The sequence below is a fragment of the Yoonia sp. 208BN28-4 genome (assembly GCF_037543925.1).
In the GTDB taxonomy this organism is placed as follows: Bacteria; Pseudomonadota; Alphaproteobacteria; order Rhodobacterales; family Rhodobacteraceae; genus Yoonia.
Map to the genome: position 1 here is coordinate 167787 of NZ_JBBIFY010000001.1, position 16770 is coordinate 184556.

A 16770-nucleotide genomic window follows, 5' to 3' on the forward strand; every position below is an offset into this window, starting at 1 on the left:
TCAGTAATCTTCGTAGGGGTAGACGGGCATCGTCGCGGTGCCGGTCCCGGAAATCTGCAACGGCGTGGTCGCACCGCCATCACCCTGCAATGTGCCACGGAAGCTGTAGCGTGCGGTCACGACATCATCCACGCAGGTCAACGACTGCACCTTGGCGGTTCCGTCTTCGGCAAAATAGCTGACCGGATCAGCGTCGTTTTGCCCTGCACCATCGTAGACATCAAAGTAGATATCGGGCGACACGCCAGACCAGCTGTCATCAGCATTGCGTTCAAACGTAATCAGAACCTGCAAAAGATAATCAGGCCCGACGCCAACGTAGTGGTCAATTTCGTAGGCTTGCGCAAAGTCACAATCCGTCTGCGGCGTTGCCGGAACAGACTGGTAAATCTCCGATCCGTTCCACGGCCCGTTGGTTTCGGTGCCAACAAACAGACGGTCACCGCTCTCGCGGTATTCCGTCACCGCATCGCCTACGATCCGCAGTGAATACGTCCAATCATCTGCCATGGCAGCGCACGGGACGATCCCCAACGCAAGTGCAACCCGCAGCATCATGGCGTCACCTGATAGCTGGACATTTCAACGCCGCAGCCATGCTTGGGGTTGGCCGACAAAAAGCCCGGCTCACCCGGAAAGATGAACTCAACCGGTGATCCGTTCAGATCAAACGTATCGTCAGGCGTGGTGACAGTTGTCGTGCCCGACAGGAACATGCGCCAGTTGCGGCTGATGAATTCATTACCTTCCGACTGCCACATGATCGACCCGTCACCATCATAAGCAGTGATGTTGTATTGGGTTTCGTCCAGCGTCACATCGTCAATGGTGATCTGACGGCCAGTGAGGCTGTCTTGCCCGACGTAACGCGACACACCAATCTCGTCCGACTGGGTTGTGAAATCGTAGGTGTCGATACCGTTTTCGATCAGTTCCGAGATCGACGCGGGATCAGCGTTGCTGTCGCTCAGCCGTTCGGAATGGTTTGAAAACACGTGAAAGCTGGTCATCCACTGCGCTTCGTCATCAACGGTGCCGATATAGGTCATGCCGTTTTCATCAAGACTTGCACGACTTTTGTAGCCCTGTGGATCGCCCTCGCAGGTAAAGTGGTGATCGACCGAACAATCAGCACCCTGCACGGTCAGATAGGCATCGCACCCTGCGGGCAGGCTGAATGTCTCGGGCGTGCTTTGCCCGAACGCGGGCAGGGCCAGAACAAGCGCTGCGGCAAAAAAGGTCAGCGAGGCTGTCGCAGCGTGGAATTTTGCTGTGCACGCGCTGTGCACGCTCAGTGCACGGGTTGTGCCATGGGAATTACGGGTCATAATCACCTACTCCGCTGCGACGGTTTGCGATTGTGACAGATAGCCCATGATGGCCTCTGCCGCGTCACGACCGTCCTTGATCGCCCAGACAACAAGCGACGCACCGCGCACGATATCGCCAGCGGCATAGACGCCCGGCAGGCTTGTCTCGCCCGTTGTGAACTTGGCCTTGATCGTGCCCCAACGGGTCACTTCCAATTCCTTCTCGCCCCAAAGCTTTGGCAGGTCCTCAGGCTCAAAGCCCAATGCCTTGATCACAAGATCGGCTTCTTCGATATAGTCGGACCCTTCGATCAATTCCGGCATCTGGCGGCCTGTTGCATCGGGGGCTGCAAGGCGCATGCGCTTGGCCTTCACACCTGTGATGCTTTTGCCCTCGAACCCTGTCGGGGCGGCAAGCCAGACAAATTCCACGCCTTCTTCTTCGGCGTTCTGCACTTCGCGCTGTGACCCGGGCATGTTGGCACGGTCACGACGATAAAGACACTTCACGCTTTCCGCCCCTTGGCGGATCGCGGTGCGCACGCAGTCCATTGCGGTATCACCGCCGCCAATGACGACGACCTTCTTGCCGGCTGCGTTCAGCTCACCGCTTTCAAATTCTTCAACCACGTCGCCAAAGCTTTTGCGGTTGGAAGCGGTCAGGAAATCAATCGCGCGGACAATGCCATCAGCATCGCTGCCGGGCGCATCAAGGTCGCGTGTCTTGTAAACACCCGTGGCGATCAGCACTGCATCGTGCTTGCCACGGATGGCATCAAACGACAGGTCCTCACCCACGTTGCAATTGAGCACAAACTCAACGCCGCCATCCTCAAGTTGCGCCATCCGCTGCATGACGATATCTTTCTCCAGCTTAAAGCCGGGGATACCGTAAGTCAGCAAACCGCCACCGCGATCATAGCGATCATAGACAGTGACCTGCACGCCTTCGCGGCGCAGCATGTCGGCAGCCGCAAGACCACCGGGCCCAGCACCGATGATGCCAACGCTCTCGGGGCGCTCAGTGTGCGGGCGGATCGGCTTCACCCAGCCCTGCTCGAACGCAGTGTCAGTGATGTATTTCTCGACCGACCCGATGGTCACTGTGCCGTGGCCGGACTGTTCGATCACGCAGTTGCCTTCGCACAGACGGTCCTGCGGGCAGATGCGGCCACAAATTTCGGGGAAGGTATTGGTGGCCTGAGAAATCTCATAAGCCTCCTCCAACCGCCCTTCGGCTGTCAGGCGCAGCCAGTCAGGGATGTTGTTGTGCAACGGGCAGTGCGACTGGCAATAAGGCACGCCACACTGCGAACACCGGCTTGCCTGCTCGGCAGCCTTGTCACGTGCGTACTCGGCGTAAATCTCGTTGAAATCCTGATTGCGTAGATTGGGCGCACGCTTCTCCGGCATATCCCGTTCTACTTTTGTGAACTTCAGCATTTTCTGACCAGCCATATGCCCGCCCTCCGTTACCACTTACGCAGCTTCTAGCGTTGGCTTTCGGGAATGAAAAGTCAACAATACTGACCTATTTTACAATTTTCACGAGTTCCTGCACAAGTGTCGCACCAATTTCTGCAAAATTTAGGTCCGTTATGTAACCTACATCGACTCTTTTCCCTGAATCCATTGGGTCTATGTTGCAGGTAACGAATCAATCAGGTGGGCCATGACGACTTTTAATCTACTCCTCATCGCATTGATTCAGGGTATTACCGAATTCCTGCCGATCAGTTCATCGGGTCACCTCATCCTTTTGCCGTCTTTGACGGGGCTTGATGATCAGGGTCAGGTGATTGACGTGGCCGCCCACATCGGCACGCTTGTCGCGGTGATCGTTTATTTCTGGGCTGACGTCCGTCTGGCACTGGCGGGAACGCTGCGGCTGCTGCGCGGGAAGGTCGATACACAAGGCGCATTCCTCGCCCTTTGCCTGCTGATCGCCACGATCCCCGTGATCCTGTTTGGTCTGTTCCTGAAGCTGACCGGCCTTGCCGACGCAATGCGCGGTATCGCGGTCATCGGCTGGACCATGCTGATTTTCGGGATCGTCTTGTACTGGGCCGACCAAAAAGGCCCGGTGACCCGCAGCGCAGAAAGCTGGACACTGAAACACGCGGTGACGATGGGCCTGTGGCAATGTCTTGCGCTGATCCCCGGAACATCGCGGTCCGGCATCACAATCACCGGCGCACGTTTTCTGGGCTACGAACGGCGGGACGCCGCGCGTCTGTCGATGCTGATGTCGATCCCAACCATCATCGCGTCCGCCGCATTGCTATCGCTTGATGTGATCGGGACGCCCAATGTTTTGGGCGATATCGCGATTGTTGCGGTGATGTCCTGCGTCGCAGCCTTGCTGGCGCTGTCACTAATGATGAAACTGCTCCAGTCGATCAGCTACACGCCCTACGTGATCTACCGCGTGATCTTTGGCAGCATCCTGTTGGTGATCGCCTATACCTAGGACCGCAGGTTCCGCGCTGATTCCTTGATCGCCGCATATTGACCCGACGGGCGGAAGCGCCACAGGTAGTCTGGCAGCACCGCCTCAAGCGACGTGGGGCGAATACCCAGATCAGCCAAACCTTTGGCATCTTCGGACACGACGTTATCAACGCCAAGGTTGATCACCTGATCCTTGGTCACAGGTGCCTTGACCAGACCAAGCGTCAGGAACTGAAGCACACCAAAACCGAAGGCCATGATCCGCGCCATAAAGAACGGGATATTGATCACAAGGCGGCGGCGGCGCACGGTATCCAGCATGATCGCCATCAGCTCGCGGAAGCTGTGCACGTCCGGTCCGCCCAGCTCGTAAACACCGCTCACACCCTCGGTGATGCCCTTTTCCGCCGCAGCGGCAACATCATCAACATAGACCGGCTGAAAACGCGTGTTCGCACCAATCACGGGCAGTACCGGACCCAAGCGCGACATGGACGCGAAGCGGTTGAAAAACTCGTCCTCTGGCCCGAACACAATCGACGGGCGCAGGATCAGCGCGTTTGGCATATGCGCAAGCACGCCCTCTTCGCCTTCTGCCTTTGTCTGTGCGTACTGGCTGTCGGCGTCTTTATCCGCGCCGATGGCCGAGATTTGCACCATGCGGGTGATACCAGCCGCCGCAGCAAGCCGTGCAACGCGCGCCGCACCTTCGGCCTGAACGGCATCAAATGTGTTCTTGCCAGCTTCGGCCAGAACGCCCACGCAGTTCACAACGGCATCAGCCCCTGTGAGGACCGCATCCACCGACGCATCGTCGCGGATGTTTGTAAAGACAGGTTCCACCTGACCCACGGCACCGTAGGTGCGCACGAACATTGCTTCATTGGGATTGCGGCAGGCCACACGCACACGCCAGCCCGCCTTGGCCATGCGCCGTGCGATGTAACGTCCGACAAAACCGGAACCGCCGAAGATGGTGACAAGCTGTGACATGGGATGGCCTCGCGACAAAATCTGCATCAGGGTGTATCCCCCTGCCCCCGCGCGAACAAGGCGAAATGACGCGATAACTCGGCGCCGATTGGGGCATGGATGCACTTTGTCGCATTTGCCTGTCGGAATCCCGTTGACAGCCCCCCGCGCCCTGTCTAAATCGCCCTCACGTGACCTGCCCAGGTGGCGGAATTGGTAGACGCGCCAGCTTCAGGTGCTGGTGTCTGTATGGACGTGGAGGTTCGAGTCCTCTCCTGGGCACCACATTCCCGATAGCATGAAAACAATAGACCATCTGGCCAAGCGCCAAGATGCTGGTTTGTGGATTCTATCGTTGTCGGTGAAGGTCGCCCGCCTGACACATTTCTCGTCCGCTGATGAGCAGACGCTGTTGCCTACTCGGTCTCGGACGGCTCCAGAGCGGCTTCGAGCTCTTGGGTCAGGGCGCTGTGCGAAAACGGTTTGTCGAGAAATGCAAAACCGCGACCACGCAAGTCCCGAGCGGCACTGCTGTTACCCGAAGCAAAAACAACGCGTGTGCCCTTTTCGGCCAACGCCTCGCCCAGCGCGACGCTGGTCTCGCCGCGGCCCACGTTAATATCAAGCAATGCGATGTCAAAATCTTCCTGCGCCACAGCGTCCTGCGCCTTGGACAGCTTGTAGGCCACCGCAACAGTGTCAAAACCCAGCGACTCAAGATGAGCCGTAGTTTCCATTGCCACGATAATCTCGTCTTCGAGATAGAGGATTTTCAAGTCATCAAACACAGAACGTCATTCGCTTTTGGCTGCTGTCACTTCGCTAAATTCTAGGGCGATAACCACGCGCAGACCATTTGGTTCCCAGTGACGTGTCACATCGCCGTCAAGACTGCCTTCCAGCGTGGACGAAATCAGCTGCGATCCAAAGCCTGCATCCTGAGGTTCTGTCACCGCCGGGCCGCCCTGTTCTTTCCATTCCAGCACAAGCCTGTCGCTTTCTGCATCGTTGATCCGCGACCACGACAGGCTGACAGTGCCTTCCGGCACCGAGAATGCGCCATACTTCACGGCGTTTGTTGCCAACTCGTGCACCGCCATGCCAATCGCCAGCGTTGCCTCGGCGGACAGGCGGATGTTCGGGCCTGACAGCGCGACACGGTCCGCGCCATATACATCGACAGTCTCGGGTTCGATCACGCTGCGCAAAGGGGCTGACGACCACTGTTCGGATGTCAAAAGGGCATGGGTTTTCGACAGCGCATGAATCCGGTTCATCAGGGTCGTGAAAATATGCTGGTCGCTGGTGGCCTCTCGCGAGGCGCGGTTAATCAGCGCATTCACGTTCGACAGCATGTTCTTCACGCGATGCTCAAGCTCTCGCATGATCTGGCGCAGGTTGTCTGCCGTTTCCACCTGATCTGTCACATCACGCACGTTCACCGAAACGCCGGTCAGTTCACCATCTGTATAGAACGGCAGCCAATCGCTTTCCCAAACTCTGCGGTTGTTCGGATCGGTGCGCGTGCTGCCATGGACACGTTCGCCAAAAATGGGCAGCCGCGTTTCCAGTACCTGTTGCACAAGACGCTTTGTATGCTCGGCGACCTCGGGAATGATTTCCTCAATTGTGCGTCCGATATGCTGGTCGGCAGGGACGCCGTTGATCTCGGCTAGCTTTTCGTTGAGCCGCACGTAAGTCATGTCTGTCGCGATCAGACCCATCGCCATCGGACTGGATCTGTAGATCTGCTCAACTTCATTGCGTTGGATTTCGGCGGACACCTGCGCCAGTTCTGCGGCCTCAACCGCTTTGCGCAGATCGGTGACGTCTTGCAGGGTGAACACAACACCGCGCTGAGCTTTACCGTCGGGCGAAAATGGCATGACGTGCAACTCCAAGACCGTTTCATCGTCTTTGGTCTGGAATTCCGTTTCGCGCTCGCGTTCGTCAGTCACTGTTTTATGGCACATATCGATCAGCTTCGCCTGATCGATCTGCGCGTTCAGGTCAGCCAGTTTGCGGCCGATGTCGGCTTCGGTAAAGCTGAAGTATTCTTCCGCTTCGGGCGTAAATCGCAACAGGCGCAGGTCTTCATCGAGGAAGACCGTCGGCACCCGCGCACTTTGCACAAAGTTCTGCAAATCGACATTCAACTGGTGAAGCTCACGCAGCTTTTGCTGGAGTTCATCGTTGATCGTCGTCAGCTCTTCGTTGGCCGATTGCAGCTCTTCGTTCATCGACATCATTTCTTCGTTCGAGCTTTTCAGCTCTTCGTTAGATGTCTCAAGCTCTTCGGTCGCCGACCGGACTTCTTCTTTTGCTTCGTCCAGTTCGTTCTCAAGCTGCGATACGTAGGCGTCTTGCTTGGACGACAGATCGCTGCTGCGGCTTGGGCGGGTGTCCAACAGATCAAGCTTGTCACGGATCACGAAAAGCTGTGTGCCGTCTTCCAGACGACGTGCCGCCACGATCAGGCGGACGGGCTGACCGTCAATCTCGCCTTGGTATTCAAATTCGGCCTTTGACCCGACCTTTTGGTCAAGCCGCGACACGCGCCGGAATGTTGTCTCCAGTTCAGGCGCCACAATGTTGAAGATATTCGTCGACACCTTCCCGCTGCGGATCGCCAGATATTTGCTTGCCGTAGGTGAGGAAAACAAAACCTTCCCGTCGCTATCCACATGCAGATAGCCAGGCATGAATTCTTCCAGCAACAGCTCATCCAGGCTGGAATGGGCCCGCGACGATCCGGTGTTTTTGTCGGATTTCATCGGCCTGTTCAAAACAGCACCCGACAGACTTCCAAGGTTCAAAGGCCGTGACGGACCTGGCCGGCGCGTAAAGACCCGCGCGCGCGCGGACACTTCCGTGAAATGGGTCAACAGCGCGCGAGGATTCTCGCTTGGTCCAAGAAACAGATAGCCGCCTTCGCGCAGCGCATAGTGAAATACCCGACTTGTGAGTTCCTGAAGGCTGTCTTTGAGATAGATCAGCACGTTGCGGCACGACACCAGATCAAGTTTCGAGAACGGCGGGTCTTTGATAAAGCTGTGCCGCGAAAACCGAACCATTTCGCGCAGGCGCGGCCCCACTTCATAGCCGCCTTGATGGGCCTTGAAATAGCGTTCGCGAAAATCCTCCGGGATCGTCAGCACAGACGAATCCGGATAGCGCCCCTGACGCGCCGCGGCCAAGGCCTGTTCATCGATGTCGGTTCCAAAGACAACGATATTGCACTGCTTGTCGACGCGGCTGACCTCTTCGGCCACCAACATCGCAATGGAATACGCCTCTTCACCAGTAGAACACCCAGCGACCCAGACCCGCAATTCGCCGTGGTCTTCGGTCTGTTCGACCAGTTCGGGGATCACTTCCGTGCGCAGAGTTTCGAAATGATCCTCGTCGCGGAAAAAGCTGGTCACGTTGATCAACAGATCGCGGAACAGCATATCCGCTTCGGTCTTCGTGTCGACCAGATACGCAAGATAATCCGACGGGGCCGAAATGTTCAGCACCGACATGCGCACGGCAATTCGCCGCTGCATGGTCGCCATTTTGTATTCGGAAAAATCGTGACCCGTCCGGAAACGGACGTGGCGCATGACGCGGGCCAAAAATTCGTCGTCGGTATCAAAGCCACCATGGGCGCCTTGCCGCAGGTTGAAGTAGTCCCGCACAACATCAATGATCTCTTCGGCGTCCGACACAACATCCGCGCCACTCAGGTCCAGAACGCTTTGCGGCATGCCGTCATATTTGGCCTGCGCAGGGTCCTGCACGAAAACCAGACCGCCAGCACCTTTGACTTCTCGGGCGCCATTGGCCCCGTCACTGCCCGTGCCTGACAGAACAACCGCGATTGCGTGTTCGCCGTATTCGCGCGCAAGGCTTTCGAAGAAATGGTCAATCGGGCGGCGCAAACCACGCGGAGAGTCAAATTCCGTCAGGTTAAGTGTGGTGCCCTTGATCTCCATCTCGAAACCGGGCGGGATCAGATAGATGTGACCCGGCTCAACAGTCATGTTGTTCTGAACGCTGTGCACCGGTGATTTGGTGCGTGCCGCGACCAGTTCGGGCATCAGGCTTTCGTGGTGTGGATCAAGGTGTTGCACCAGCACGATCACCAGATCGTGGACGTCAGGAAGCCCTTTTACGAAAAGCTGGAATGCTTCCAGCCCGCCGGCCGAGGCACCGACCCCCACGACAATCGGAAGATCGGGATTGGTAGTTTTGGACATCTTGACTGGCTCAGCCTATAATTTACTTGCGCTTGAATAAAGGACACCGAGCATGAGTATCAATCAAAAACTCAAACTCGGCAGTTTGGCTGGAACGCTAGAAGGCCTTCCATTCGCACTGAGTTTGTCGGATTTGACTCTACCGGACCAACCATTGATCTTCATGAATGCGCAGTTCCGCGACATGACGGGCTATGGCGAAGAACAACTGGGCCAAAACTGCCGGTTCTTGCAAGGTGATCTTGAGAATACCGAGGCCCGCGCAGAGATCAGGCTTGCGTTGCAGAGCGGACGCAGAACGCAGGTCGTGCTTCAGAACAGACGCAAGGACGGCAGCCAGTTTGCCAATCTTTTGCTGCTGGATCACGTGGGTGACCAAAACACGAAGATGCAGTTTGCCGTCGGTACCCAGTTCGAGCTAAGCGAGGCTGACCTTGATATCTTGAACAACGTAGCCCCCACCATCGGTGATCGCGCGATTGACAAAGTGTCCGACGCGGCCTTGCGGATAAGGCTTCAGCGGCGACGTATCGCGTCAGACTCGGCCACGCGCCTGCTGAATTCATGGATGATCCTGAACGAAATGAAACGCGCCTGACCAGCCACTGACCACCACAAGCAGACAATTGCAAAAAGTGCAGCGGCACATATCGTAACCCCGACAAAATCCATCTAGTCTGTGCCGCGAAATGCGCTTCAAAATATTGCGGAAAGGGACACTTTTGATTGTCTGGATGATCGGCCTGTCAGGTGCAGGTAAGACAACGCTGGCCGATGCTGTGGTCGCGCGTGTCCGCGAAACCGCCCCCAACATCGTATCACTGGACGGCGATGTGATCCGCACCGTGTTTCACGACGACCTTGGCCACGACATGGACAGCCGTCGCGCAAATTCGTGGCGGATGATGCAGCTTTGCAAATGGCTTGATGATCAGGACCAACACGTGGTCTGCGCCATTCTGTCACTGTTTCCCGAACACCGCGCGGAATTGCGAAAGTCGGTCAGCAGCTACTACGAAGTTTTCATTGATGCCCCACTGGCCGACTTGCAGGATCGCGATGTCAAAGGGCTATATGCCCGCTACGCCAAGGGCGAGACATCTTCCGTCGCAGGGCTTGATCTGACATTCCCCGTCCCGCAAACCCCCGATCTGACCATCCGCAACGATCAGGGGCGCGACGGGTTGATGGCGCATGTTGCGCCGATTGCTGACAGGATTATAGACGCCAAATGACCGCGTATCGCTACAACCAGCCCGACTTGATGGAAAAACCCGAGCGGTATTTCTACACCGCGTTGCAGGGGCCTGAATTTCTGGATGCTTACCTTGCCGATCGCGCTGACAAAATCGCGGCCTTGGGCGCTGCCGAACCTGCCAGTCTTAAGCTGGGGCCTGATCATTCCGATGATCAGATGGACACCGCGCGCCTTCTGGACGCCACTCCGGATGACGCGACGCTGGATAAGCTGGTACAGCGGTTCGAGGTCACCCGCAAGATTTACGCACGCTACGATACGCGGCTGCGCAAGGGCTTTGGGCCTTTTGACAACCTTGCGCTTTATGCGCGGCTGGCCAGGTTTGTGGCTGAAAAATACGATCGTGACGGCAGCTTGCGTGACCTGAACGCGCTGATCAAACTAACGGATCTTCTGACATCACAATCGCCAGCAGCGCAGGCATCGGTTGGCTTTGATCTGGCCGCTGCCCTGACATCAGAGATGGCCGCCATCCGCACGCTGATGCGTCAAAAGGGGCTGACAGATGACCACTGATTTGAACGATGTGATCATGCTGGCCACGGATACGACACGCAGCCGGGCCTATATCCAGAACATGGTGCGTCGCGGGTTGCGCCCCGCTGCCGTGATCGCGCTGGCGTCGGCAAAATCAAACCTGCCGGGACAAAGCAAAACCGTGCTGCCCACAACTCCCGCCCACGCCGATGATGATACGCTGTGGCAAGCGGGGCATTTCGATCCGAACACCGCTCTTGCCGATGATCTGGCAGCGCTGGGCGCACCGGTTGAGATGCTCGACACCACAAACATCAACGACCCCGAGGTGGTGGCAGCCATCGCCGCGCGGTCCGAGAGCGTGATGATTTACGCAGGCTACGGCGGTCAGATATTGCGGCAGGATGTGCTGGATACGGGCGTGGACTTTCTGCATGTCCACGGCGGTTGGGTGCCATCGTTCAAAGGCAGCACCACGAATTATTTCGCGATGATCGCGCAGGACCGGATTGGCGCATCCGCCATCTTCCTGACCGCCGACCTTGATGGTGGGCCTGTGATCAAGCGGGCGACATTCCCCACACCACCCGACCGCACCATGTTGGATCATCTGCACGACAGCGCCGCACGGGCCGTGGTTTTATGCGACGTGCTGGAAAGCTATGCCGCCACATCCGCTTGGCCGTCCGAGAACCCATCCGAGGACGAAAAAGACGAGACCTATTTCGTGATCCATCCCGTGCTGAAACATATCGCTGTTTATGGCAGCGGGGATGACTGACATGACCACGCCCGCGCTTTCAACCAAATCGCAGACGCTGGACAGCTTGCGCGGCCATATCAAACAGGCCAGCATTTTGCCACAGGTCACGCAAACCTGCGCTGACTGGATCGCTGACAAATCCTCAGCCATCGCACAGATTGCGGCGCAGCTTGATGTGTCCGGCGGGCTGATCGCACGTTCATCAGCAGTGGCAGAGGATCGCGCTGGCGCCTCGATGGCTGGTGCGTTCACATCGATTGCGCACATTCAGGACACCGCCGCACTGACACAAGCGATTGACGATGTCATCGCGTCTTATGGTGACAGCCGGTCGGCAGCGGACGAGGTGTTGATCCAGCCCATGCTGCGCGATGTGGTGCTGTCAGGTGTGGCCTTCACCCACGACCCCACAACCGGCGCGCCTTACCGCGTGATCTCGATCCACCGTGGCACGGACACCAGCGCCGTCACCGCAGGGCTGGATGATACAGAGACATTTGTCGGGCTTGCCGATGCGCCCAATGTGCCAGCGGATTTGCAGCCGGTGTTTGCCCTACTGGCAGAGCTGGAAGGTATTTTCCCCGACACCCCGCTGGATATTGAATTTGCCGTGACTGGCGAGGACCAGACCTTGGTGCTGCTGCAAGCCCGCCCGCTTGCACTGGCAGACGGGCTGACACCAATGCCTGCGGCCGATCACACCGCACTGATTGACCGGATCAAGGCAAAGGTCACCGAAGGCATGCGCCCGCACCTGTTTCTGGCAGGGCAATCCACCGTTTACGGCGTCATGCCAGACTGGAATCCCGCAGAGATCATCGGCGTGCGGCCCCGTCCGCTGGCGCTATCGCTTTACCGCGATCTGGTGACGGACGCGACGTGGGCCTATCAGCGGGACAACTACGGATACCGCAACCTGCGCAGCTTTCCACTGGTCCAGACATTCGCAGGACACCCGTTTATCGACGTGCGCCTGTCGTTCAATTCCTTCATCCCGTCCGATCTGGACAGCGGTCTGGCGCAAAAACTGGTCGACTACTACATCGAACGGCTGACCCATGCGCCCGCACTGCATGACAAGGTCGAATTCGAGATCGTCTATTCGTGCTATTCACTTGATCTGCCCGAGCGCATGTCAAAGCTGCGCGATGCCGGTTTCAGCGCGGCGGAATGCGAAACGCTTGGCACCCACCTGCGTGATCTGACCAATCGGATCATCGAGCACAAGCAGGGCCTGTGGCGGCTTGACGCGCAAAAGATCGAAATTCTGCGTGACCGCCATCAAAAGATCATGTCTTCGGATATGTCGCCGCTGTCACGGATTTACTGGCTGCTGGAAGACTGCCGTCGCTATGGCACGCTGCCCTTTGCCGGTCTGGCACGGGCAGGTTTTATCGCGGTGCAGATGCTACGGTCATTTGTGGCGACCGGCATTTTTACCGAAGATGATTACAACGCCTTCATGCAGTCGATCGACACGGTATCGGGCCAGTTTTCACGCGATCTGGGGCGACTTGATCGCACCAGTTTCCTGTCGCTTTACGGACACCTGCGGCCTGGCACCTACGATATCACCTCGCCGCGTTATGACGAAGCTCCTGACCTTTATCTGGCCGACCGTCGCACGGATACGGCACCGGATGCCACGCCGCATAAACCGTTCGGCCTGTCGCTTCAGCAGATGCAGGACATCCGCCGCCTCCTGAAAGAGCATGGCCTGAATATCGACGTGGTCGAGCTGATGGAGTTTCTGCAGGCAGGCATCCAACTGCGTGAATATGCCAAGTTCGTCTTTAGCAGGAACCTGTCGGACGCGCTGGCGATCCTGACGGACTGGGGCGGCCAGATGGGTTTTGACAAAGAGGATCTGGCGCACATCAACATCGGCTTGATCAAGGAATTGCATGCCACAACGCAAGACCCCGCCAAGCTGATCGCGCAGTCTGTCGCTGCCGGACGCGCGCAATATGCCGAAGCCTGCAGTGTCTGGCTGCCCACACTGATTACGACGCCTGACGACGTGACAGCGTTCAAAATCCACGACTCCGAGCCGAACTTTGTCACCCGTAATACCGCCGCTGGCCCGATTGTCAGCCTGACCGCAGGATCAGACAATCATGCAGCCCTTGCAGGCGCGGTTGTTTTTATTCCCAATGCAGACCCCGGGTTCGACTGGTTGTTTGCCCATAACATCGGTGCGCTTGTCACGGCCTATGGCGGGGTCAATTCCCACATGGCGATCAGAGCAGGAGAATTGGGCCTCCCCGCCGTCATTGGCGCGGGCGAAAAGCTGTTTGCGCAATGGGCCAAGGCCAAACGCATTCGGGTAGATTGCGCCGCCCGCCGGATCGAGATTCTGGCGTGACCCGGCCCGTTGTTGCCATCACCCAGCGCCGTGACCGCACGGGACCGCCATACAACGAAACCCGTGATGCGCTTGATGTGCGTCTGGCCGATTTTGTGCAAGCGGCGGGTGGCTGGCCTGTGCCTGTGCCTTCTGGGCTGGCGCCGCAGGATGTGGCCGCCTGGTGTGCTGCATGCAATATCACTGCGGTCGTCCTAAGCGGCGGCGGTGACATCGGTGCGGACGCTGCGCGCGATGATATGGAAGCCGCACTGGTCGCACATGCTGCAGTTCAAAACCTTCCACTGCTGGGCATTTGTCGGGGAATGCAGATGCTAGCGCATATCGCTGGCACAGCGTGTCAGATGATCGACGGGCACGTCGCGACCCGCCACACGCTTAACGGCATGGGTGACAGGACCGTCAACTCTTTCCACAACCTCGCGCTGATGAACGCGCCCGACGGATACCGTATTCTTGCCAAAACGCCGGATGGTGCGATCGAAGCGATACGCCACAACACCCGATCGTGGGAGGGATGGATGTGGCACCCGGAACGCGACGATGCCCTGCACCCTGATGACATAGCCAGACTGAAAGACCTGATCACATGAAAGCCATTATCCTTGCTGCTGGCCGCGGGTCGCGGATGCGCCACCTGACAGACGACAAACCAAAGGGGCTTGTCGCGCTCAACGGCAAACCCCTGATTGCGCGGCAATGTGATGCCTTGCGCAAAGCTGGTGCCACCCAGATCGGGATCGTCACAGGGTATAAGGCGGACTTGCTTGCCCCTTACGGTGACGCCACCTTTCACAACGCTGACTGGGCGAACACGCAGATGGTCACATCACTGGCCACAGCTGAAGAATGGCTGTCGTCGTCGCCTGTGATCGTCAGCTATTCCGACATTTTCTATTCAGCCGAAACCGTTTCAGCATTGCAGACCGCAACAGCCCCCTTGGCAATCTCCTACGATCCGGATTGGGAGGCCCTTTGGGCGGGACGGTTCGAAGACCCGCTGGATGATGCCGAAACATTCCGCCTTGCGGCTGACGGCACGCACCTTGTTGAGATCGGTAACACACCCAAGGATGTGGCCGAAGTGCAGGGACAGTATATGGGCCTGTTGCGGTTCACGCCTGATAGCTGGGCCGCTGCACAGAAAATCAGACAGACCCTGCCTGCCGAGGCTGCGCGCACGCTTCATATGACCGGTTTACTTCAACATCTCATTGATGCCGGGTCAAAGATCGAAGCCATTCCTTGCGTTGGCCCATGGGGCGAAGTGGACAGCGTTGAGGATCTAGCGTTTTACCAGTCGCCTTAGGGCACGGGACACACGCACCCGAAAACTTGGCTTGGGCTGGACGACCTGTTCGGCAAAGGCACGCTTGAGCAGCTTCTTGACCGTTGCAGCGTGGCGCGGGCCGACCTTGGCACAAAGTTGCTTGATGTGGTCGGCAACGATTGCCTTGTCGGTTGCGGCGAACGGTGCGCGGGGAAGACTTAGCCATTCATCACGCGCCGTGCCTGCAATGATATCCGGCATAATCTGCGCCAGATACGCCGCAGATGAACCGGGATTGTAGATATAATCGCCTCGCGTCTTTTCGATCTTTGCCGCGATGTCACAAGATTTGGCAAGCGCGTCTTTCACGGCAGCCTTCACCCCGTCGATAGACCCCGCACGATAGCCGACCGGATGAAAGGCCGCAAAACCATCCGGGTCTTTGCCACCCAGACCGTCGATGGCGAAAAAGACGGACGGACGTGCAAGGCCAAGCGAATAGGACATCGCAATCGAAGACCGGTCCGTAATCACGACCGCGCTGCGCATCATATCGTCCTGACCGGTGGGCGAGGTATCAACGCTGAACCGCGCATCATCCGCAAACTGGGCGAGCATGGGCGCAAGGATGTCCACGTCGGCACCGGGATAGGGGCGGAAAACAATCCTGTGGTCCGGAAAGTTTTCAAGCAGCATCCCGATGATATCACCGCCTGACTCCTGCACAGAACTGAACGCCATCACTGTCTGGGTCGGAGCATACGTAATCGTGTCTAGCTGCGGTGCGGTGCCAGCCTCTGACATCAACAGGTCAATCTTGGGATAGCCAAGCGGCACCATCGTCAGCGTTTTCCGGCGATATTTCAGCAGCGCCACCGGCATCAGATTGTCTGTCAGGTCTTTGTAATTATCCACGGTCCAGTCGTTGCTTTTCTGCTGAACCGAAATGCAGAAAAAATCCGACTCAGCCACCGACTGCGGACGGCGCTTGAACACATTGGCGTAATCGTAGCGCAGCGCATGATCGGGCAGAGAATGATAGACCGCGATCCTTATGGCCTTGTTCGGAGCATGGCCAATGGCGGTCTCCGACGCGATGCAGACATCAATCGCGGAAAGTGCGTGCAGATCACGTGTCTGTACCTGCAAGAACCGGATATCTGCATAATCGGCAAACTCCTCACCATCTGCGTCAACAGATGTGGGAAGCCCCATAAACACGCAGTAACCCACTTGGCTCAGTGCGCGCGCAATCGGCAACATTGTCATGACACGCGGCTTGGAATTCGCCCAGACGAACACAAGCTTGGCTCCCGCCTTTGTCTTGGCCTTCTCCAGCGATGCGTTCATGAGATTGCTGCGAATGGTGTGCACTGTGCGGCTGTCCTGTTGCTTGGCTTGCTTACGCGATAAATACAGCAAGGTGCGGAAACAAGCATGCGCATCACGCAGCCGACCATAAATCCATGATATTGCGACGATAACGCGCAATGCGCGGCAATCAGTATGCAACATCAAGGAGGTGTCAGTGGTGAGCCGTGCAGGATTCGAACCTGCGACCCACTGATTAAAAGTCAGTTGCTCTACCAACTGAGCTAACGGCCCACTGACGCGCGGTTTAGAAACCATGGCGCACGGGGTCAACCCCCAAATGCGTGACGGC

At 57.5% G+C, this 16770-nt stretch carries 15 protein-coding genes and 2 tRNA genes; 9 read left to right on the forward strand and 8 right to left on the reverse strand.

Annotated elements, in window-relative coordinates:
- The 3 genes from V8J84_RS00850 to V8J84_RS00860 are packed head-to-tail and all read right to left on the reverse strand — an operon-like array spanning position 1 to position 2768.
- On the reverse strand, positions 1-510 hold the full coding sequence (locus tag V8J84_RS00850; RefSeq protein WP_339927640.1) for a hypothetical protein: 510 nt from the start codon (positions 508-510) through the stop codon (positions 1-3).
- 44 nt (positions 511-554) lie between these two features.
- Positions 555-1328, reverse strand: coding sequence for a hypothetical protein (locus V8J84_RS00855; RefSeq protein ID WP_339927642.1), 774 nt, complete (start codon positions 1326-1328; stop codon positions 555-557).
- Between the two features lie 6 nt (positions 1329-1334).
- A complete protein-coding gene (locus V8J84_RS00860) occupies positions 1335-2768 on the reverse strand; it encodes an NAD(P)-dependent oxidoreductase (protein ID WP_339927644.1) in 1434 nt (477 codons plus the stop codon).
- 214 nt (positions 2769-2982) lie between these two features.
- On the opposite strand from V8J84_RS00860, the gene V8J84_RS00865 reads away from it, so the two are divergent.
- Complete coding sequence (locus V8J84_RS00865) at positions 2983-3780, forward strand: undecaprenyl-diphosphate phosphatase (RefSeq protein ID WP_339927645.1); 798 nt, start codon at positions 2983-2985, stop codon at positions 3778-3780.
- Here V8J84_RS00865 and V8J84_RS00870 read toward each other — a convergent pair.
- A complete protein-coding gene (locus V8J84_RS00870) occupies positions 3777-4754 on the reverse strand; it encodes a complex I NDUFA9 subunit family protein (RefSeq protein ID WP_339927646.1) in 978 nt (325 codons plus the stop codon). The genes V8J84_RS00865 and V8J84_RS00870 overlap by 4 nt on opposite strands.
- Positions 4755-4931: 177 nt before the next feature.
- Between V8J84_RS00870 and V8J84_RS00875 the strand changes: the two genes are divergently transcribed.
- A tRNA-Leu gene (locus V8J84_RS00875) sits at positions 4932-5018 on the forward strand.
- 131 nt (positions 5019-5149) lie between these two features.
- Here V8J84_RS00875 and V8J84_RS00880 read toward each other — a convergent pair.
- Positions 5150-5521: a response regulator gene (locus tag V8J84_RS00880; RefSeq protein ID WP_339927647.1), complete on the reverse strand. Its 372-nt coding sequence runs from the start codon at positions 5519-5521 to the stop codon at positions 5150-5152.
- A 6-nt stretch (positions 5522-5527) separates the two neighbouring features.
- Complete coding sequence (locus tag V8J84_RS00885; RefSeq protein WP_339927648.1) at positions 5528-8974, reverse strand: CheR family methyltransferase; 3447 nt, start codon at positions 8972-8974, stop codon at positions 5528-5530.
- A gap of 52 nt (positions 8975-9026) precedes the next feature.
- On the opposite strand from V8J84_RS00885, the gene V8J84_RS00890 reads away from it, so the two are divergent.
- The 7 genes from V8J84_RS00890 (at position 9027) to V8J84_RS00920 (ending at position 15146) form a co-directional block, all read left to right on the forward strand.
- On the forward strand, positions 9027-9572 hold the full coding sequence (locus V8J84_RS00890; protein WP_339927649.1) for a PAS domain-containing protein: 546 nt from the start codon (positions 9027-9029) through the stop codon (positions 9570-9572).
- 91 nt (positions 9573-9663) lie between these two features.
- Positions 9664-10209 carry an adenylyl-sulfate kinase gene (locus tag V8J84_RS00895; RefSeq protein ID WP_339927650.1) on the forward strand — a complete coding sequence of 182 codons (546 nt, stop codon included), beginning with the start codon at positions 9664-9666 and terminating at the stop codon, positions 10207-10209.
- Positions 10206-10748, forward strand: coding sequence for a hypothetical protein (locus V8J84_RS00900; protein WP_339927652.1), 543 nt, complete (start codon positions 10206-10208; stop codon positions 10746-10748). The genes V8J84_RS00895 and V8J84_RS00900 overlap by 4 nt, the downstream gene beginning before the upstream one ends.
- The gene (locus V8J84_RS00905; protein ID WP_339927654.1) at positions 10738-11490 is read left to right on the forward strand and encodes a formyltransferase family protein; all 753 of its coding nucleotides are present in this window, start codon (positions 10738-10740) and stop codon (positions 11488-11490) included. Before V8J84_RS00900 ends, V8J84_RS00905 begins: the two co-directional genes overlap by 11 nt.
- Positions 11483-13837 carry a PEP/pyruvate-binding domain-containing protein gene (locus V8J84_RS00910; protein WP_339927655.1) on the forward strand — a complete coding sequence of 785 codons (2355 nt, stop codon included), beginning with the start codon at positions 11483-11485 and terminating at the stop codon, positions 13835-13837. Before V8J84_RS00905 ends, V8J84_RS00910 begins: the two co-directional genes overlap by 8 nt.
- Positions 13834-14430: a gamma-glutamyl-gamma-aminobutyrate hydrolase family protein gene (locus tag V8J84_RS00915; protein ID WP_339927657.1), complete on the forward strand. Its 597-nt coding sequence runs from the start codon at positions 13834-13836 to the stop codon at positions 14428-14430. Before V8J84_RS00910 ends, V8J84_RS00915 begins: the two co-directional genes overlap by 4 nt.
- Positions 14427-15146 (forward strand): phosphocholine cytidylyltransferase family protein, encoded by a 720-nt coding sequence (locus V8J84_RS00920; protein WP_339927659.1) that lies wholly within the window; start codon positions 14427-14429, stop codon positions 15144-15146. Before V8J84_RS00915 ends, V8J84_RS00920 begins: the two co-directional genes overlap by 4 nt.
- On the opposite strand, the gene V8J84_RS00925 is transcribed toward V8J84_RS00920, so the two are convergent.
- Both V8J84_RS00925 and V8J84_RS00930 read right to left on the reverse strand, forming a co-directional pair.
- Entirely contained in the window at positions 15123-16457 is a 1335-nt protein-coding gene (locus V8J84_RS00925) for a hypothetical protein (protein WP_339927661.1), read from the reverse strand. The two genes, V8J84_RS00920 and V8J84_RS00925, sit on opposite strands and share 24 nt — an antisense overlap.
- 179 nt (positions 16458-16636) lie before the next feature.
- Positions 16637-16712: transfer RNA gene (locus V8J84_RS00930), tRNA-Lys, on the reverse strand.
- Positions 16713-16770: the final 58 nt, after the last annotated feature.